The sequence below is a fragment of the Rouxiella sp. WC2420 genome (assembly GCF_041200025.1).
In the GTDB taxonomy this organism is placed as follows: Bacteria; Pseudomonadota; Gammaproteobacteria; order Enterobacterales; family Enterobacteriaceae; genus Rouxiella.
Window position 1 is genome coordinate 4,383,265 of sequence record NZ_CP165628.1, and the last position, 20,625, is coordinate 4,403,889.

10 protein-coding genes, 1 tRNA gene and 3 rRNA genes are annotated in these 20,625 nt (G+C 51.1%); 6 read left to right on the forward strand and 8 right to left on the reverse strand.

From position 1 onward, the window contains the following. Positions 1–6: 6 nt before the first annotated feature. Positions 7–1,545, forward strand: a complete 1,539-nt coding sequence (gene emrB / locus AB3G37_RS20335) for a multidrug efflux MFS transporter permease subunit EmrB (protein ID WP_369788925.1) — start codon at positions 7–9, stop codon at positions 1,543–1,545. 57 nt (positions 1,546–1,602) lie between these two features. Here the strand turns inward: emrB and AB3G37_RS20340 are convergent, their stop codons facing one another. Next, complete coding sequence (locus AB3G37_RS20340; RefSeq protein WP_369788926.1) at positions 1,603–2,616, reverse strand: NAD(P)-dependent alcohol dehydrogenase; 1,014 nt, start codon at positions 2,614–2,616, stop codon at positions 1,603–1,605. A gap of 116 nt (positions 2,617–2,732) precedes the next feature. Between AB3G37_RS20340 and AB3G37_RS20345 the strand changes: the two genes are divergently transcribed. Next, a complete protein-coding gene (locus tag AB3G37_RS20345) occupies positions 2,733–3,674 on the forward strand; it encodes a cupin domain-containing protein (RefSeq protein WP_369788927.1) in 942 nt (313 codons plus the stop codon). A 99-nt stretch (positions 3,675–3,773) separates the two neighbouring features. On the opposite strand, the gene AB3G37_RS20350 is transcribed toward AB3G37_RS20345, so the two are convergent. Continuing rightward, a complete protein-coding gene (locus AB3G37_RS20350; RefSeq protein ID WP_369788928.1) occupies positions 3,774–4,910 on the reverse strand; it encodes a tRNA/rRNA methyltransferase in 1,137 nt (378 codons plus the stop codon). Positions 4,911–5,133: 223 nt separating this feature from the next. Here AB3G37_RS20350 and trxC point away from each other — a divergent pair, with 223 nt between their 5' ends. The 4 genes from trxC (at position 5,134) to pssA (ending at position 10,578) form a co-directional block, all read left to right on the forward strand. Continuing rightward, positions 5,134–5,553 (forward strand): thioredoxin TrxC, encoded by a 420-nt coding sequence (trxC, locus tag AB3G37_RS20355; RefSeq protein WP_037378341.1) that lies wholly within the window; start codon positions 5,134–5,136, stop codon positions 5,551–5,553. A 158-nt stretch (positions 5,554–5,711) separates the two neighbouring features. Beyond that, positions 5,712–6,416 carry a tRNA-uridine aminocarboxypropyltransferase gene (locus tag AB3G37_RS20360; protein ID WP_369788929.1) on the forward strand — a complete coding sequence of 235 codons (705 nt, stop codon included), beginning with the start codon at positions 5,712–5,714 and terminating at the stop codon, positions 6,414–6,416. Between the two features lie 30 nt (positions 6,417–6,446). After that, positions 6,447–9,095, forward strand: coding sequence for a bifunctional acetate--CoA ligase family protein/GNAT family N-acetyltransferase (locus AB3G37_RS20365; RefSeq protein WP_369788930.1), 2,649 nt, complete (start codon positions 6,447–6,449; stop codon positions 9,093–9,095). A gap of 127 nt (positions 9,096–9,222) precedes the next feature. Next, entirely contained in the window at positions 9,223–10,578 is a 1,356-nt protein-coding gene (gene pssA / locus AB3G37_RS20370) for a CDP-diacylglycerol--serine O-phosphatidyltransferase (protein WP_037378319.1), read from the forward strand. Between the two features lie 77 nt (positions 10,579–10,655). Here the strand turns inward: pssA and AB3G37_RS20375 are convergent, their stop codons facing one another. From AB3G37_RS20375 to clpB, 6 genes are all read right to left on the reverse strand, one after another. Beyond that, on the reverse strand, positions 10,656–11,954 hold the full coding sequence (locus AB3G37_RS20375) for an MFS family transporter (RefSeq protein ID WP_369788931.1): 1,299 nt from the start codon (positions 11,952–11,954) through the stop codon (positions 10,656–10,658). A 314-nt stretch (positions 11,955–12,268) separates the two neighbouring features. Continuing rightward, positions 12,269–12,384 (reverse strand): 5S ribosomal RNA (gene rrf, locus AB3G37_RS20380). A 123-nt stretch (positions 12,385–12,507) separates the two neighbouring features. Next, positions 12,508–15,414, reverse strand: a 23S ribosomal RNA gene (locus tag AB3G37_RS20385). 257 nt (positions 15,415–15,671) lie between these two features. Next, positions 15,672–15,747, reverse strand: a tRNA-Glu gene (locus tag AB3G37_RS20390). Between the two features lie 139 nt (positions 15,748–15,886). Then, a 16S ribosomal RNA gene (locus AB3G37_RS20395) occupies positions 15,887–17,429 on the reverse strand. The 16S, 23S and 5S rRNA genes sit together here with 1 tRNA gene alongside, the layout of an rRNA operon. Positions 17,430–17,957: 528 nt before the next feature. Continuing rightward, positions 17,958–20,531: an ATP-dependent chaperone ClpB gene (clpB, locus tag AB3G37_RS20400; RefSeq protein ID WP_369788932.1), complete on the reverse strand. Its 2,574-nt coding sequence runs from the start codon at positions 20,529–20,531 to the stop codon at positions 17,958–17,960. Positions 20,532–20,625 lie beyond the last annotated feature (94 nt).

Genomic DNA, 20,625 nt, shown 5'->3' on the forward strand with positions numbered 1-20,625 from the left:
GTCTTCATGGCTGTTAGAAAACCGCTGGAGGGCGCGCCACTCGCCTGGATGACGGTGGCGCTGGCTATGGCCACCTTCATGCAAGTGCTGGACTCGACCATTGCCAACGTAGCGATCCCGACCATTGCCGGTAACCTCGGGGCATCCAACTCGCAGGGCACCTGGGTTATTACCTCGTTCGGGGTGGCCAACGCCATTTCGATTCCGATCACCGGTTGGCTGGCCAAACGTATCGGTGAAGTTAGGCTTTTCCTGTGGGCGACGGGGCTTTTTGCCCTTGCATCCTGGCTGTGCGGCGTGTCCAACAGCCTGGAAATGCTGATCTTCTTCCGTGTGATTCAGGGGCTGGTGGCGGGTCCGCTGATCCCGCTGTCGCAGAGTCTGCTGTTAAACAATTATCCCCCCGCCAAGCGAAGTACCGCGCTGGCGCTATGGTCGATGACGGTCATCGTTGCGCCAATTTGCGGTCCGATCCTTGGCGGCTATATCAGCGATAACTATCACTGGGGATGGATCTTCTTTATCAACATCCCGATCGGTATTGTGGTGGTGCTGCTGACGCTGAGAACGCTGAAGGGTCGCGAAACCGAGACTCAGATCAGGCCAATCGACAGTGTGGGGCTGGTGCTGCTGGTGCTGGGGATCGGCTGTTTGCAGGTGATGCTCGACCGAGGCAAAGAGTTGGACTGGTTCAACTCGCCGGAGATCATTACCCTAACCATTGTCGCCGTGGTGTGCATAGCGTTCCTGATTGTCTGGGAACTGACTGACGACAACCCGATAGTCGATTTATCGTTATTCAAATCGCGCAACTTTACCATCGGTACATTGTGTATCAGCCTTGCCTACATGCTCTACTTCGGCTCGATTGTGCTTTTGCCGCAGCTATTGCAGGAGGTATTTGGCTATACCGCAACCTGGGCGGGTCTGGCGTCGGCACCGGTGGGGATCCTGCCGGTATTGATGTCGCCGATCATCGGGCGCTTTGCTCACAAGCTGGATATGCGCTGGCTGGTCACATTCAGCTTCATTATGTATGCAGTGTGCTTCTACTGGCGCGCCTATACGTTTGAACCAGCAATGGACTTTGCTGCCTCGGCCTTGCCACAGTTTATTCAAGGGTTCGCGGTGGGTTGCTTCTTTATGCCACTGATAACTATCATCTTATCAGGATTACCTCCTTCCAGAATGGCGGCGGCATCGAGTCTGTCTAACTTTACCCGAACTCTGGCGGGTTCGATTGGCACCTCGATCACCACCACCATGTGGAGTAATCGCGAATCGCTGCACCATTCGCATCTGACGGAAAGCATTACGCCGTTTGATCCGGCAACCCAGCAGGCTTACAGCCAGCTAGAGGGCATAGGTATGAGCCACCAGCAGGCATCAGGCTATATTGCCAGGCAGATAACCAATCAGGGGCTGATTATTTCCGCCAATGAGGTTTTCTGGGCGGCTGGCGGCGTATTCCTGCTGTTGCTGATTCTGGTATGGTTTGCCCGAGCACCCTTTACCGCAGGCGGCGATGGCGGCGGCGCACATTAATCTTTCTCTGTGCATTAACGACAAACGGACGCGCGATGCGTCCGTTTTTTATTGGCTTTAATTAATCGAAATAACTACCTTGCCCGTTTGCTGGCGACTGTCGAAATAGCGCCAGGCTTCTAGCGAATCTTCAAAGCTAAATATCTTACCCACCACAGGTTGAAGCTGGCTAAGGGTCAGCGCACGATTCATGGCGATAAAGTCTTCTCGACTACCGACGCTGAAAGGTTTGACGGTTACACCACTTCTAAACAGCGTCATAAAATCAACCGATGGACTGCCTTCTGCAACGAATCCCAGCAAAGCGATTTCGCCGCCCGGTGCTGTCGAAAGCAATGACTGAGTCAGCGTGCCCGGACCACCTATTTCTACGACCCGTGCTACGCCCTGACCATGAGTTAACTCACGCACTATGCCTGACCATTCAGGGTGTTGACGATAATTAGTGACATGATCGGCACCCAACGAAGTCAGCAGCTGAGCTTTTTCATCACTCGAAGTCAGCGCAATCACGCGCGCCCCCATCAGTTTGGCAAACTGCACTGCAAACAGCGCTACACCGCCGGTTCCCTGTGTCAGCACTGTTTCACCCGGCTTTAACGGACGCAGCTGTTGCAGGCTGTTCCACGCCGTAACAGCCGCGCACGGCAAGGTCGCAGCCTGCTCCCAGCTAAGATAATCAGGGATCGAGACCAGAGTCTCTTCATCAACCACTTTATATTGAGTTAACCAGCCATCGGTCTGAGCACCATAGACACCTCGATTAGAATGGGCATCTCTTGCGCCACCTATCCAATAGGGGAAAAAGCTGCCCGCCACGCGATCGCCAATTTTAAACAGCTTCACCGCGTCGCCAATTTCGACCACTTCGCCCACGCCGTCTGATAACGGGATAACGCCTTCCTTGCGCGCTATCGTGCCGGTACCGTGGAAAATCGCCAGGTCGCGATAGTTAAGACTACAGGCCCGAACCCTGATTAATACCTGATTACGCCCCGGCAGCGGTTTTTCTTCTTCAACTCGTTTCAGCCCTTCGAGACTTTCAAAATGTTCAAAACGATAGCTTTGCATAGCGATTCCCTTTCATTTTGATGTGGATGTCTCTCTACCTTAGAGATTTTCATCTGGACGTAAAATGACTCAAAGCGTATTTTTACTGACTTATCGTCCACATTATTGAGCCTGCTATGGATCCTCTCGACGACGTATTTGCCGCCATGCGCCTGCAATCCGCGCTGTATTCTCGCCTGATACCCTGTGCGCCATGGGGCGTTAGCTTTGTTAAAAGCGCCTCTATTCGTTTCGGTTTTATTGTCTCTGGCCATGGCTGGCTGATAGTTGAAGGTCAGGATCAGCCTATTGAACTGCGCCAGGGTGAAGGTTTTCTGGTCCAGCCTAATATTTTATTTTCTCTGGCCGATAACCCCGCCAGCCCGACGCGATGGTGTGAAGATATATTTGCCGATTGTCAGGGCAAGAATCTCAGCTTTGGTGGTGAAGGCGAGGCCGCCGATATTCTCTGCGGCTATTTCACTTTTGACAGTGCAGGAGCAGAACCGCTGCTGTCATTATTGCCCCCTGCAATCGCTATTCCGGCTGATGCGACACGCTCACCACTGCTCGAGGCAACGCTGAAACTGCTGGCAATTGAGACGGTTGAGCAAAATCTGGGATCGCGCATTGTCATTAGCCGACTGGCCGATGTGCTGTTTGTACAAGCTATCAGAGCGCACTGTCTGCGTGAGCAAACACAACGTGGCTGGATTGCGGCACTGGCAGATGCCAGGCTCAGCAGCGTGGTTAAACGTATGCATCAAGATATTGCTCAACAGTGGAGTCTGCAAACGTTGGCAACTGAGGCAGGAATGTCGCGATCGTCTTTTGCCGTTCACTTTAAGGCAGTAACCGGCGAAACACCGGGAGATTACCTGACACAATGGCGAATGTATCGAACGCGCTGTTTCTTGCGCCATCCCCAGTTAACGCTTACTAACATTGCAGACCGTGTTGGCTATGACTCGGCGATTACTTTAGGTCGGGCGTTTAAACGTTTTTCTGGAATAACACCGGGGGAATATCGCCAACAGCTCGGCCTGAGATTGTCAGCAAACGCCATAGAACAACAATAGCTCAGAGGTTTAAAAGCAAAAATGGACGCACCTGGCGTCCATTCTATTTACCTCGCCACTATCAAACGATGAGAGGTTTTAAGTCAGGCCATTGAAAAATCAGCCCTGATTCTGACGCCACCATTCGGCCAGCAAAATGCCGGTCGCAACCGAAACGTTAAGGCTTTCGACCTTACCGGTGCCGCCGATAGCGACGTTCAGGTCACCCTGCTGCCATGCGCTATCAGACAAACCGTCGCTCTCTTCACCTAATACCAACACCATTTTGGCCGGCAATTCGGCTTTACCGAGTGCAGTCCCTTTGTGGCTGGAAGTGGTTACGATGGTGTAACCGGCTTTACGGAAGCTGTCCAGCACATCAATAAAGTTGTCTGCAACAATCGCTTTAACGTGTTCTGCACCACCTTCAGCGGTACGCACTGCTGCACCGGACTCCAGCTGAGCGGGGTCCTGAACCAGCATTCCGTTGATACCAAAGTGCGCACAGGTACGCATGATACCGCCGAGGTTATGCGGGTTACCGACGTTTTCCAACGCCAGCACACAGTCTTTGGCCGGTGCGGTTTGCAGATAAGTCTCTGCATCCAGACCTTGACGCTTTTTGATCAAGAAACATACGCCACCGTGGTGCTCGGTGCCTGATGCTTTTGCCAGCTCATCGTCTTCAACTACGTGATACGCTTTGCGGTTAGCCGCCATCCAACGCAGGGCTTCACGAAAGCGCGGCGTGACCGATTGCACAAACCAGGCGCGAACGATTGAGTCCGGACGGCTTGCAAACAGTGCCTGACAGGCGTTTTCGCCATAGACACGGGTTTCTTCCTGACGCTGACGACGCAGCTGCTCAGGGTCTATAAAGCTCTTACCGCTGATGCCACCGTGATCCGGCACTGACTCATCATCAGGTGCACGAGAAACGGTTTTCCACGGTGAGGAATTTTCCCACGGGGAAGATGAACCTGAGCCTTCAGTATCACGGCCTGGTCGGCTTGCCGGGCGACTCGGAAGCGAGTCACCGCGACGTGCATCAGGACCGCGCGATTCACCGCGTGAGTCACTGCCGCGACGTTCATTGTTGCGACCTTCAAAGGGACGGGAACCCGGGCGAGCTTTATCACCTGGACGTCCTTTATTGTTCGAAGGACGTTGATCTTTATTTCGGTTATCGCCGTCGTCGTCACTGCGGACGTACATCACTTTGACTTTGCCGTTCTTTCCACTGAATGAATCGTTCATTTTTCTCTCCACCTACGCGCTGGGCGCGAAGATTACCTGATGTCTGAGTGGTAAGCCACCTGCTTTGGACCAAAAGCTTAAAACTATCGTATTCATTGGGTAAATCGCATTGTTCACATTGCAGGCAAACCGCATAATTATCAGAATATTTTCGTATCTTAGCCATCAATCAAGTTTTTTGGTGACAGGATACGGTCTCAATGACAGAGGCTTAACTATGACTATTAATACGATTTGCTCATCATGCCAAGCGACTAACCGCTTGTCTGAAGAACGCATTGACGACGGTGCCAAATGTGGCCGTTGTGGTCACCCGCTGTTTGAAGGTGAAGTGGTCCATGCCACGGCGGCAACTCTGGATAAATACCTGCAAGATGATTTGCCGGTAGTTATTGATTTCTGGGCACCGTGGTGTGGTCCTTGCGTTAACTTCGCGCCCATCTTTGAAGATGTTGCAGGCGAACGTGCAGGTAAAGTGCGCTTTATCAAAATTAATACTGAAGCCGAACCTGAACTTGGCGCGCGTTTTCGTATTCGCAGCATTCCGACCATTATGGTGTTCAACCAAGGTAAAATGGTTGATCAGTTAAGCGGTGCAATGCCTAAAGCGCCGTTTAACCAATGGCTCAATGAATCATTGTAACGCATAACGACCTGCTCGGCCCCTGCATTGTCTGCCGGGGCCATTTTTTATCCCCATCCTCCGCGATGCCTCGCATTTTTATCATCCAAGTCGCCAGACACTACCGGTCAACACCACATCCGATTACAATAGTCCGATTTACCGCTGCAGGATCTTCAATGCCGGACAATGCCGTACTGCGCTTGCGCGCCCAGCGCCTCGCAAAATCAACTCGCCCCTATTTGGCACGTGGCTCACGCGTGATCCGCTGTCAATCGTGTTTGCTTCCGATGCGCAACTGCCTGTGCGGCACAATCGCACCACAGCTGGCGAAAAGCCGCTTTTGTCTGGTGATGTTCGATACCGAGCCGCTTAAACCGAGCAATACCGGGCGCTTGATTGCCGATATACTGCCGGATACTCAGGCATTTATGTGGTCACGGATGGAAACCGATCCAGCTTTGCTGGCGGCCATTGCCGATCCTGCGCGGCAGCCTTATGTGGTATTCCCGGCCTCTTTTGTCAAAGCACCACGCCAGGTATTTACCGAACTGCCTCAGAACAGCAAGCCACCGCTATTTATCATGCTTGATGGAACCTGGAACGAGGCGAGAAAAATGTTTCGCAAAAGTCCATATTTGGACGGCTTACCGGTGTTTTCACTCGATGTCAGCGCAAAATCTAACTATGTATTGCGCGAATCGCCGCGCGCAGATCAGCATTGTACGGTAGAGGTCGCAGCAGCTTTACTGGAAAAATCCGGTGATATTCAGGCCTCTGAGAGCATGTCAGCGCTATTCGAACTGTTTAGGACTAAATATTTAGCCGGAAAACCTCATCATCCGGTGCATCAACTCACAGCAAATTGCGAAGAAAGCCTCTAGAATCCCATTATATCTTTAACAGGAGGTAGGATGAGCCAGCGCGGGTTAGAAGCTTTATTACGACCAAAATCGATTGCAGTACTGGGGGCATCGGATAAACCCGGGCGCGCCGGTTATCTGATGATGCGAAACCTGCTGGCGGGAGGATTCAAAGGACCGGTGTTGCCAGTCACTCCCTCATGGCAGGCGGTTTGCGGCGTGCTGGCCTATCCCGATGTCGCCAGTTTGCCGATGACTCCCGATTTGGCAGTGATTTGTACCCGCGCTGATAGAAACTTGCCATTGCTCGAACAACTCGGCGAACGCGGTTGCAAGACAGTCATCGTCCTTTCCTCCCATCAACAGCAGTTTGCCGAGCTGAAAAGCACCGCTCAGCGTTATTCAATGCGCCTGCTGGGGCCTAACAGTCTGGGCATTTTAGCACCGTGGCTGGGGCTTAATGCCAGCTTCTCACCGGTGCCGATTTTACCCGGCAAACTGGCGTTTATTTCCCAGTCAGCCGCGGTGGCGAATACTATTCTGGACTGGGCACAGCAGCGTTCAGTCGGCTTCTCCTACTTTATTTCTCTCGGCGATAGTCTGGATATCGACGTCGACGATCTGCTGGATTTTCTCGCCCGCGACAGCAAAACCAGCGCTATCCTGCTTTATGTCGAACATGTCAGCGATGCGCGGCGATTCCTTTCGGCTTCCCGCAGCGCATCTCGTAATAAACCGATTCTGGTGATCAAAAGCGGGCGCAGCGCCCAGGCGCAACAACTATTGAACAGCCCGTTAAGCCTTGATGCCGCCTACGACGCGGCCATCCAACGTGCGGGCCTGCTGCGCGTGCAAGACACACATGAGCTGTTCTCCGCAGTAGAGACGCTGAGTCACATGCGCCCGCTGCGAGGTGAGCGCTTGCTTATCCTTAGTAACGGAGCTGCTCCGGCTGCAATGGCGTTAGACCAGCTGTTAAGCAATCACGGTAAGCTGGCGACTCTTGACGATGAAACCGTGCAACGGCTGCACAGTCTGTTACCCGATAATATTGTGGTTGGGAATCCCCTGGACCTGCGCGATGACGCCAGCCCTGCGCTTTATCAGTTAGTGCTTACTACACTTCTAGATTCCCAGGATTATGACGCACTGCTGGTAATTCATGCCCCAAGTGCGGCATCTCCCGGCACTATCACTGCCGAAAAAGCTATCGAGACGATTAATCAGCATCCTCGCGGTAAACGGGTCACTCTGTTGACCAACTGGTGTGGCGAGTTTTCTTCCATCGAAGCCCGTAAGCTTTTTACCGAGGCAGGTCTGCCAACTTATCGCACCCCCGAGGGCGCGGTGACGGCGTTTATGCACATGGTTGAATATCGCCGCAACCAGAAACAGTTAAAAGAGACCCCTTCTCTGCCACTGGACCTTAATAAGAACACCGATGGCGCGCATAGGCTGATTGATCAGGCATTGCGAGACGGCGCTAACAGACTTGATACCCACGAAGTACGGGCAATATTCAAAGATTATGGCATGTCGGTATTGCCGACCTGGATTGCCAGCGACAGCAGCGAAGCGGTAGAAATTGCCGGCCGCGTGGGCTATCCGGTAGCGCTGAAGCTGCGATCGCCGGATATTGACCACAATTCCGAGGTGCAGGGCGTCATGCTTTATCTGCGTACGCCTGAAGAGGTTAGCCAGGCTGCAGACGCCATATTTGACCGTGCCAAGCGGGCTTTTCCGCAGGCACGTATCAATGGTTTGTTAGTACAAACTATGGCTAACAGGCCCGGTGCTCAAGAGCTGAGAATTGTTGTGCAGTATGATGCCGTGTTCGGCCCGCTAATTATGCTGGGTGAAGGCGGCATCGAATGGCTTCCTGAACAGCACGCAGTTGTTGCGCTGCCGCCGCTCAATATGGCGTTAGCAAGTTATCTTGTCCTTCAAGGGCTAAAAAGCGGCAAGATCCGCGAACGTAACGCCCTGCGCCCCTTGGATATTCCTGCACTTAGCCGTTTATTGGTGCAGGTTTCCAATCTGATTATCGACTGCCCGCAAATCACCGAATTGACTATTCATCCTCTGTTGGCCTCGGGTAATGAACTGACTCTTCTTGATGTGGCTCTGCAACTCAGTCCGGACACCGACCGCCAGCAGTCGCGGCTGGCAATTCGACCTTATCCACAGCGTCTTGAGGAAAGAGTCGAGCTGAAAGACGGTTCGACCTGTCTGTTCCGCCCGATTCTGCCGGAAGATGAGCCGCTGCTGAAAGCGTTTATCCAGAAGGTTACCAAAGAGGATCTTTATTATCGCTACTTTAGCGAAATCAATGAGTTTACCCACGAAGATTTAGCGAATATGACGCAAATCGACTACGATCGTGAAATGGCGTTTGTTGCGGTTCGCGGACAGACTCACGAAATCGAGATTATTGGCGTCACGCGCGCCATCTCTGATCCCGACAATATTGATGCCGAGTTTTCTGTACTGGTCCGTTCCGACTTAAAAGGTCTGGGTCTTGGCGGTCGACTGCTGTCGAAAATGATTGCCTATACCACCGAGCACGGAATCCAACGTTTAGCTGGAATCACTATGCCAAACAACCGCGGCATGCTGGCGCTGGCCCGAAAATTAGGCTTTGAAGTGGACGTCCAGTTATCTGAGGGGATCGTGAGTCTTTCCCTTCCGTTACAGATTTAAGACGGCGTTGCAGGCAAAACTTGCGCACATCGGTGGAGACTAATGGTATTATCGACCGATTGTGCGGTCAGTTTTATCAATTTTGCACCGCAATTGCCATTCATTAAGAGAGAAGAAGCGCACTGTGATGTTGTCTAAATTTAAACGAAACAAACATCAACAACATCTTGCTCAATTACCCAAACTCCCCCAATCGATTGATGCTGTAAAAACACTGTACAGTGCCACAGATTTCCGTACGACGCTGCTTGAGGTCATCGCCAACGCTACCCAACGGATTTATCTGGTTGCTCTGTATCTGGAGAACGATGACGGCGGGCGAGATGTGTTATCAGCAGTTTATGAAGCAAAACGTCAGCGTCCCGAGCTGGAGGTCTGCATTCTGGTTGACTGGCATCGCGCTCAGCGTGGCCGTATCGGCGCGGCCGCAACCAACACCAATGCTGACTGGTATTGCCGTATGGCGCAGGAAAATCCTGACGTATCTGTTCCGGTTTATGGTGTACCGGTCAATACTCGTGAAGCGCTGGGCGTACTGCATTTAAAAGGCAATATCGTTGATGATTGCGTGGTTTACAGCGGTGCGAGCATGAATGACGTTTATCTTCATCGGCATGATAAATACCGTTTTGACCGCTATCACCTGCTGACCAATCCGCAGCTGGCAAACAGCATGGTCGACTATATCAAGAAGTCATTGCTTAGCGACAATGCTGTGCAGCGATTGGATCGTGAAGATCGTCCGAAAAGTCCGGAGATCAAAAATGAGACTCGCCAGTTCCGTCAAAATCTGCGCGATTGCAGCTATCATTTCAAAGATGCTGCCTCAGAGAATGAATTGGCAGTCACGCCGATGGTAGGTTTAGGCAAACAAAATAATCTTAACCAGACTATTTTTCATCTGATGGCCAGTACTGACGAGAAACTGACGCTCTGTACGCCTTACTTCAATATGCCCGCCTTGCTGGCTCGCAATATTATGGGTCTGCTGCGTCGCGGTAAACAGGTGGAAATTATCGTCGGCGATAAAACCGCTAATGATTTTTATATACCTCAGGATCAGCCGTTCAAGATTATTGGTGCCCTGCCTTATCTTTATGAAATAAACCTTCGCCGCTTCTTGAGTCGACTGCAACGCTTTATCGACAGCGGCCAATTAATTGTCAGACTGTGGAAAGATGGCGACAATAGTTATCATCTTAAAGGTCTATGGGTGGACGACCGCTGGCAGCTTATTACAGGTAATAACCTTAATCCGCGCGCCTGGCGTCTCGATCTGGAAAATGCGATTTTAATCCACGATCCTAATAAAGAGATGCGAGTCCAACGCCAGAAAGAACTAGATAATATCCGTGAACATACTGAGATTGTTTCACATTATATGGAGCTTGAGAGTATTCCAAATTATCCGGTTAAGGTGCGTAAGTTGATTCGTCGACTGCGTCGTATTCGTATTGACCGCTTAATCAGCCGTATTTTGTAATAAAACCGTCTCCAATTTAAAAAGGGCCTGCAAAGAGGCCCTTTTTATAAATACTTTTATATCAGATAGTTAACCCACTATAACTGAATCTCTTTACCTTTGGCATTCAGGCGCATCGATACGATAAACGCAATCAGGCTCATGCCAGAAACATACCAGAAAAAGACTTCTTCGATATTCCATGACTTTAGGCTTAGTGCAACAAACTCGGCCGATCCTCCAAATACAGCATTCGCAACCGCGTAAGATAATCCGACTCCCAATGCTCGTACTTCTGCAGGAAACATCTCAGCCTTTAATAAGCCACTAATAGAGGTATAGAAGGTCACAATTGCCAGCGCAATAACAATGAGTGTAAACGCTAAATAAGGGTTAGTGACACTTTGCAGAGTATATAGAATAGGAATTGTCAGCAACGTTGCAAAGCCAGAAAATATTAACATTGAGTTCTTCCGACCTATTTTATCGGATAATCCCCCGACAATCGGCTGCGATAACATAAAGACGAACAGTGCCAAAGTCATTAATCCACTGGCAGTCTTTGCATTCATTCCTGCAGTATTCACCAGATATTTCTGCATATATGTGGTGAAAGTATAGAAGCTCAGCGATCCGCCAGCGGTGAAACCCAACACCATCAGGAAGGCTTTCTTGTGTTTCCATAGGCCCTTTAAACTGCCTGCGTCTTTGTGGGCACGGGTTTTCTCATCAGACGTTTCATTCAGTGAACGGCGTAAAAATAGTGCAACGACGGCCAGTAGCGCGCCAAGAGCAAAAGGTATACGCCATCCCCAGGCTCTCAGCTCGTCTCCTGAGAGTAACTGTTGCAGGCCGAGCAGTACCACTAACGCCAGTAATTGACCGCCTATTAGTGTGACGTACTGGAATGAGGCATAAAAACCGCGGCGTCCTTTGATGGCAACTTCACTCATATAGGTTGCACTGGTGCCGTACTCGCCACCAACCGACAGCCCCTGGAACAGTCGAGCAAACAGCAACAAGGCCGGAGCCCAGGCACCAATCGCCTCGTAGGTTGGCAGGCAAGCGATCACCAGCGATCCAGCACACATCATGCATACGGAGATCAGCATAGAGCTTTTACGGCCGTGTTTATCGGCAATATAACCAAATAACCAGCCGCCTATTGGGCGCATAAAAAAACCAGCGGCAAATACGCCTGCCGTTTGTAGCAACTGTGTAGTGCTATTTCCGCTTGGGAAGAATGATGCGGCAAAGTAAATTGAACAAAATGAATAAACATAAAAGTCGAACCATTCTACCAGGTTGCCGGATGAGGCTCCGACAATGGCAAATATTCGGCTTTTCTTATCCTTATCTGCCAACTCCTGCGATGTTGAACGTGTAATTTCGGTCATTATTATTATCTCCTGCTTTTCTCAGTCCAAAGGATAAAAGGACTTCTTTATATGATTTTTTATGCAATATGAGTATCTAGTTAAGCAGGAAACAGGGGGTAAAGGCGAGAATTATTGCCTATTTATTAGATTAAATAACTGTTTTGTGAGCAATCTCGGCGTAAATTGCAACAGCAAAAGGGCCCCTGTCGTCAGACAGGGGCCCTCTTTTTTTGCGTTCCTGACCGGCTCTTGACCCGCCCTCGCGCTTTTTTTCTTAAATCATCGACAGCAAAAAACCCCAGCTTGCGCTGAGGTTTCGTACTTAATTTGATGCCTGGCAGTTCCCTACTCTCGCATGGGGAGACCCCACACTACCATCGGCGCTACGGCGTTTCACTTCTGAGTTCGGCATGGGGTCAGGTGGGACCACCGCGCTACTGCCGCCAGGCAAATTCTGTTTCATTCCAACCGCTCTCCCCATTATTCAGGGCAGCCATCAGAATCAATCTTTGAACAAGCTGATTTTCATTGAAACTTTCGTCTCGTCTCTCTAAAACACCTTCGGTGTTGTAAGGTTAAGCCTCTCGGGTCATTAGTACTGGTTAGCTCAATGCATCGCTGCACTTACACACCCAGCCTATCAACGTCTTAGTCTTAAACGTCCCTTCAGGGGACTCGAAGTCCCAGGGAAGACTCATCTTGAGGCAAGTTTCGCGCTTAGATGCTTTCAGCGCTTATCTTTTCCGCATTTAGCTACCGGGCAATGCCATTGGCATGACAACCCGAACACCAGTGATGCGTCCACTCCGGTCCTCTCGTACTAGGAGCAGCCCCTCTCAATCTTCCAACGCCCACGGCAGATAGGGACCGAACTGTCTCACGACGTTCTAAACCCAGCTCGCGTACCACTTTAAACGGCGAACAGCCGTACCCTTGGGACCTACTTCAGCCCCAGGATGTGATGAGCCGACATCGAGGTGCCAAACACCGCCGTCGATATGAACTCTTGGGCGGTATCAGCCTGTTATCCCCGGAGTACCTTTTATCCGTTGAGCGATGGCCCTTCCATTCAGAACCACCGGATCACTATGACCTACTTTCGTACCTGCTCGAGCCGTCACTCTCGCAGTCAAGCTAGCTTATGCCATTGCACTAACCTCACGATGTCCGACCGTGATTAGCTAACCTTCGTGCTCCTCCGTTACTCTTTAGGAGGAGACCGCCCCAGTCAAACTACCCACCAGACACTGTCCTCACCCCGGATCACGGGGCCGAGTTAGAACATCAAACATTAAAGGGTGGTATTTCAAGGTTGGCTCCACGCAGACTGGCGTCCACGCTTCAAAGCCTCCCACCTATCCTACACATCAAGGCTCAATGTTCAGTGTCAAGCTATAGTAAAGGTTCACGGGGTCTTTCCGTCTTGCCGCGGGTACACTGCATCTTCACAGCGAGTTCAATTTCACTGAGTCTCGGGTGGAGACAGCCTGGCCATCATTACGCCATTCGTGCAGGTCGGAACTTACCCGACAAGGAATTTCGCTACCTTAGGACCGTTATAGTTACGGCCGCCGTTTACCGGGGCTTCGATCAAGAGCTTCTCCTTGCGGATAACCCCATCAATTAACCTTCCGGCACCGGGCAGGCGTCACACCGTATACGTCCACTTTCGTGTTTGCACAGTGCTGTGTTTTTATTAAACAGTTGCAGCCAGCTGGTATCTTCGACTGTCTTCGGCTCGGGAAGCAAGTTCCTCCACCTAGCGACAGCGTGCCTTCTCCCGAAGTTACGGCACCATTTTGCCTAGTTCCTTCACCCGAGTTCTCTCAAGCGCCTGAGTATTCTCTACCTGACCACCTGTGTCGGTTTGGGGTACGATTCAATGTTACCTGATGCTTAGAGGCTTTTCCTGGAAGTGCGGCATCAACTACTTCACCACCGTAGTGGCTCGTCATCACGCCTCAGGGTTAAAGTAAACCGGATTTACCAAGTCTACACCCCTACACGCTTAAACCGGGACAACCGTCGCCCGGCTAGCCTAGCCCTCTCCGTCCCCCCTTCGCAGTAACACCGAGTACAGGAATATTAACCTGTTTCCCATCGACTACGCCTTTCGGCCTCGCCTTAGGGGTCGACTCACCCTGCCCCGATTAACGTTGGACAGGAACCCTTGGTCTTCCGGCGTGCGGGTTTTTCACCCGCATTATCGTTACTTATGTCAGCATTCGCACTTCTGATACCTCCAGCAGCCCTCACAGACCACCTTCAACGGCTTACAGAACGCTCCCCTACCCAACAACGCCTAAGCGTCGCTGCCGCAGCTTCGGTGCATGGTTTAGCCCCGTTACATCTTCCGCGCAGGCCGACTCGACCAGTGAGCTATTACGCTTTCTTTAAATGATGGCTGCTTCTAAGCCAACATCCTGGCTGTCTATGCCTTCCCACATCGTTTCCCACTTAACCATGACTTTGGGACCTTAGCTGGCGGTCTGGGTTGTTTCCCTCTTCACGACGGACGTTAGCACCCGCCGTGTGTCTCCCGTGATAACATTCTTCGGTATTCGGAGTTTGCATCGAGTTGGTAAGCCGGGATGGCCCCCTAGTCGAAACAGTGCTCTACCCCCGAAGATGAGTTCACGAGGCGCTACCTAAATAGCTTTCGGGGAGAACCAGCTATCTCCCGGTTTGATTGGCCTTTCACCCCCAGCCACAAGTCATCCGCTAATTTTTCAACATTAGTCGGTTCGGTCCTCCAGTTAGTGTTACCCAACCTTCAACCTGCCCATGGCTAGATCACCGGGTTTCGGGTCTATACCTTGCAACTTGACGCCCAGTTAAGACTCGGTTTCCCTACGGCTCCCCTATACGGTTAACCTTGCTACAAAATATAAGTCGCTGACCCATTATACAAAAGGTACGCAGTCACCCAACAAAGTAGGCTCCCACTGCTTGTACGTACACGGTTTCAGGTTCTATTTCACTCCCCTCGCCGGGGTTCTTTTCGCCTTTCCCTCACGGTACTGGTTCACTATCGGTCAGTCAGGAGTATTTAGCCTTGGAGGATGGTCCCCCCATATTCAGACAGGATGTCACGTGTCCCGCCCTACTCATCGAACTCACAATCTGTGCATTTTTGTGTACGGGACTATCACCCTGTACCGTGCGACCTTCCAGACGCTTCCACTAACACACAAACTGATTCAGGTTCTGGGCTGTTCCCCGTTCGCTCGCCGCTACTGGGGGAATCTCGGTTGATTTCTTTTCCTCGGGGTACTTAGATGTTTCAGTTCCCCCGGTTCGCCTCGCATGGCTATGTATTCACCATGCGATAATGTGACGTATCACATTGGGTTTCCCCATTCGGGTATCGTCGGGTATAACGGTTCATATCACCTTACCGACGCTTTTCGCAGATTAGCACGCCCTTCATCGCCTCTGACTGCCTAGGCATCCACCGTGTACGCTTAGTCGCTTAACCTCACAACCCGAAGGTGTCTTTTAAACTCATAAAGAGTGACGCCGTTCGTAGCCGTGATTATTTGAGAGACTCTAATACAGGTGCGCATAACTCAAAACTTCTACGGAGAGTTATGTTCAGCTGTATCATTTCAATTTTTCAGCTTGTTCCAGATTGTTAAAGAGCAATATCGTAAACACGACTCAATAAAGTCATCTTTACGATAGTTTCTGACCCGTGAAGGTGCAGAGTGATAATGTCTTTCACACATTATCGGATGGCGTCCCCAAGGGGATTCGAACCCCTGTTACAGCCGTGAAAGGGCAGTGTCCTAGGCCTCTAGACGATGGGGACACGAAAATGCCGTCTCGAATCACTGACTCGACACGTTTTCGTATCAGCGCAGGGTTTCCCCCACTGCATCAACAGGTGCTCTTGCTCGTTAATTTCATCAGACAATCTGTGTGGACACTGCACAATGCGTATCTTTAGGTAAGGAGGTGATCCAACCGCAGGTTCCCCTACGGTTACCTTGTTACGACTTCACCCCAGTCATGAATCACAAAGTGGTAAGCGCCCTCCCGAAGGTTAAGCTACCTACTTCTTTTGCAACCCACTCCCATGGTGTGACGGGCGGTGTGTACAAGGCCCGGGAACGTATTCACCGTAGCATTCTGATCTACGATTACTAGCGATTCCGACTTCATGGAGTCGAGTTGCAGACTCCAATCCGGACTACGACGTACTTTATGAGGTCCGCTTGCTCTCGCGAGTTCGCTTCTCTTTGTATACGCCATTGTAGCACGTGTGTAGCCCTACTCGTAAGGGCCATGATGACTTGACGTCATCCCCACCTTCCTCCGGTTTATCACCGGCAGTCTCCTTTGAGTTCCCACCATTACGTGCTGGCAACAAAGGATAAGGGTTGCGCTCGTTGCGGGACTTAACCCAACATTTCACAACACGAGCTGACGACAGCCATGCAGCACCTGTCTCACGGTTCCCGAAGGCACTAAGCTATCTCTAGCAAATTCCGTGGATGTCAAGAGTAGGTAAGGTTCTTCGCGTTGCATCGAATTAAACCACATGCTCCACCGCTTGTGCGGGCCCCCGTCAATTCATTTGAGTTTTAACCTTGCGGCCGTACTCCCCAGGCGGTCGACTTAACGCGTTAGCTCCGGAAGCCACGCCTCAAGGGCACAACCTCCAAGTCGACATCGTTTACAGCGTGGACTACCAGGGTATCTAATCCTGTTTGCTCCCCACGCTTTCGCACCTGAGCGTCAGTCTTTGTCCAGGGGGCCGCCTTCGCCACCGGTATTCCTCCAGATCTCTACGCATTTCACCGCTACACCTGGAATTCTACCCCCCTCTACAAGACTCTAGCTTGCCAGTTTCAAATGCAGTTCCCAAGTTAAGCTCGGGGATTTCACATCTGACTTAACAAACCGCCTGCGTGCGCTTTACGCCCAGTAATTCCGATTAACGCTTGCACCCTCCGTATTACCGCGGCTGCTGGCACGGAGTTAGCCGGTGCTTCTTCTGCGAGTAACGTCAATCGCTGCTGCTATTAACAACAACGCCTTCCTCCTCGCTGAAAGTGCTTTACAACCCTAAGGCCTTCTTCACACACGCGGCATGGCTGCATCAGGCTTGCGCCCATTGTGCAATATTCCCCACTGCTGCCTCCCGTAGGAGTCTGGACCGTGTCTCAGTTCCAGTGTGGCTGGTCATCCTCTCAGACCAGCTAGGGATCGTCGCCTAGGTGAGCCATTACCCCACCTACTAGCTAATCCCATCTGGGCACATCCGATGGCGTGAGGCCCGAAGGTCCCCCACTTTGGTCTTGCGACATCATGCGGTATTAGCTACCGTTTCCAGTAGTTATCCCCCTCCATCAGGCAGTTTCCCAGACATTACTCACCCGTCCGCCGCTCGTCACCCAGAGAGCAAGCTCTCCCGTGCTACCGCTCGACTTGCATGTGTTAGGCCTGCCGCCAGCGTTCAATCTGAGCCATGATCAAACTCTTCAATTAAAAGTTCGATTTGCTTAAACAAGTTAAGCGGTGCTCAAAGTTTACTTTCGTAATAATTCAAAAATGAATTACTGCTTGGTCACTCTAAGACTTGGCATTGCTGCCTTTGATATTCTGTTGCCACCGAAGTGGCTGATATCGTCTTGTGAGTGCCCACACAGATTGTCTGATAAATTGTTAAAGAGCAGTGAGTTACGCGCTTTCGCTTGCTAACTCGAGGTGGCGTATTCTACGCTTTCCTCTTTTGATGTCAACCGTTTATTTTCGCGGTCATCATCATTTTTAATGCTTTCCGACTTGTTCACACCGCGTTGCTGCTGCGTTGTTCCCTGTCGATGGAGCGGCATTATAGGGAGTTTCTGAGGAGCCGCAAGCGTTTATTCGAAATAAATTACTGACCGCTCATTAATTCAACGATTCGTTTGATTTCGGATAATAAAGCAACAAAAAAGGGGCCAAATTGTGATTCGGCCCCTTTTTATCAGGAATTACTCAGGACAGAAAACCTGAGATCTCCTTATTAGAGAGTTACTGTTTAGCAACTATATGGTCATTCTCTACATCTATAGTAATCGGTTTGCCTGGAATCAGCTTGCCAGAGAGAATTTGCTGAGCCAGCGGATTCTCGATTTCCTGTTGGATGGCACGTTTAAGCGGACGCGCACCATATACAGGGTCAAACCCGGTATTACCCAGCAGTTCCAGAGCTGCATCCGTGAGGTGTGCACTGTAACCGCGCTCTTCCAGACGTTTATAAAGACGCTGCAACTGGATTTCCGCGATATGTTTGATATGCGCGTGACCCAGTGGATGGAATACCACCACCTCATCTATACGGTTGATAAATTCAGGGCGGAAGTTATTGGTCACGACTTCCATCACCGATTCTTTCATCTGCGCATAGGTTGCTTCACCAAAATGCTGCTGGATGACATCAGAACCAAGGTTCGAGGTCATGATCACTACAGTATTACGGAAATCAACAGTGCGACCTTGCCCGTCGGTCAGACGTCCGTCATCCAAGACCTGAAGAAGAATGTTAAATACATCAGGATGCGCCTTTTCTACTTCATCCAGCAGAATGACAGAATAAGGACGACGACGGACTGCCTCAGTCAGATAACCGCCCTCTTCATAACCGACATATCCCGGAGGCGCGCCCACCAGCCGTGAAACTGAGTGTTTCTCCATAAACTCTGACATATCGATACGCACCATCGCGTCATCACTGTTAAACAGGAATGTCGCCAAAGCTTTACAGAGTTCGGTTTTGCCGACCCCGGTAGGACCGAGGAACAGGAACGAGCCGATTGGGCGATTCGGATCCGACAACCCCGCGCGACTACGGCGGATAGCATTCGAAACCGCATCAACCGCTTCGTTCTGGCCAATGACGCGCTTATGCAAATCATCTTCCATGCGCAGCAGTTTTTCACGCTCGCTTTCCAGCATTCTTGCCACGGGAATCCCGGTCCAACGCGCCAGCACGTCGGCAATTTCCACATCCGTTACGCGGTTGCGCAGCAGCTTCATGGTTTTGCCTTCAGCCTGGGTAGCCGCCGCAAGCTGTTTCTCCAACTCAGGGATCTTGCCGTATTGCAGCTCGGACATGCGCCCAAGGTCACCAACGCGGCGTGCCTGCTCGAGCGTTATTTTCGCCTGCTCGAGGTCGGCTTTGATATTCTGCGTGCCGGTCAGAGATGCTTTCTCGGCTTTCCACTCTTCATCAAGCCCCGAGTATTCGCGCTCTTTCTGCTCAAGTTCGGTATTCAGCATTTCAAGACGCTTGATGCTGGCATCATCCGACTCTTTCTTTAATGCCTGCTGTTCAAGCTTCAGCTGAATGATACGACGGTCAAGACGATCCAAAGATTCTGGTTTGGAGTCCATCTGCATGCGAATACTGGATGCCGCTTCATCTATAAGGTCGATAGCCTTATCGGGTAACTGACGATCGGAAATATAGCGATGAGACAAGGTTGCTGCCGCCACAATAGCCGGGTCAGTTATTTGCACATGGTGATGAAGCTCATAGCGCTCTTTCAGGCCACGCAGAATCGCAATGGTATCTTCGACAGATGGCTCGGCTACAAACACTTTTTGGAAACGACGCTCTAACGCTGCATCTTTCTCGATAAACTGACGATACTCGTTCAGCGTAGTCGCGCCGACACAGTGCAGTTCACCACGCGCCAGTGCAGGCTTGAGCATATTACCGGCATCCATCGCGCCGTCTGCCTTACCCGCGCCGACCATAGTATGCAGTTCATCTATAAATAGAATGACATTGCCTTCCTGCTTGGCCAGATCGTTAAGCACCCCTTTCAGACGCTCTTCGAACTCACCGCGGTATTTGGCACCAGCCACCAGCGCGCCCATGTCCAGAGAAAGGACACGTTTATTTTTCAGGCCTTCTGGCACTTCACCATTAATGATGCGCTGTGCGAGACCTTCGGCGATCGCAGTTTTACCGACTCCCGGCTCACCTATCAGCACCGGATTGTTTTTAGTACGGCGCTGCAGGACCTGAATGGTGCGACGAATTTCTTCATCACGACCAATAACCGGATCCAGCTTGCCTTGCTCGGCACGCTCGGTCAGATCAATGGTGAATTTCTTTAAAGCCTGACGCGAGTCTTCGGCTCCCTGATCATCCACTTTGTCACCACCTCGCATTTGATCGATAGCCGCGTCGAGTTTTTCTGCCGTTGCACCGCTAGCCTTCAACAGGTCAGTCAATACGCCGCGGTCTTTTAACACCGCCAGCAGGAAAAGCTCGGAAGAGATAAATTTATCAGCACGCTGCTGCGATAATTTGTCACACAGATTTAAAACACGAACCAGTTCGCTTGATGGTTGAACATCACCACCGGTTCCTTCAACTTGCGGTAAACGCGCCAATGCCTGATCGACGTCCGTGCGAACTCGTTGAGCGTCAACGCCCGCAGAGGTCAATAAAGGACGAACAGTTCCCCCTTCCTGCGTGAGCAGAGCGCTCATCAGGTGGACAGGTTCGATGAATTGGTTGTCGCGCCCAAGTGCGAGAGACTGGGCATCGGCGAGGGCAAGCTGGAATTTACTGGTAAGACGATCCAGACGCATAACACCTCCAAATACTGAACAAAATTGCTACTGGAGATTAGATGAGGTCATCCCTCACGATTTCAAGGTTATTTTGTCAGTATATTATGAATAC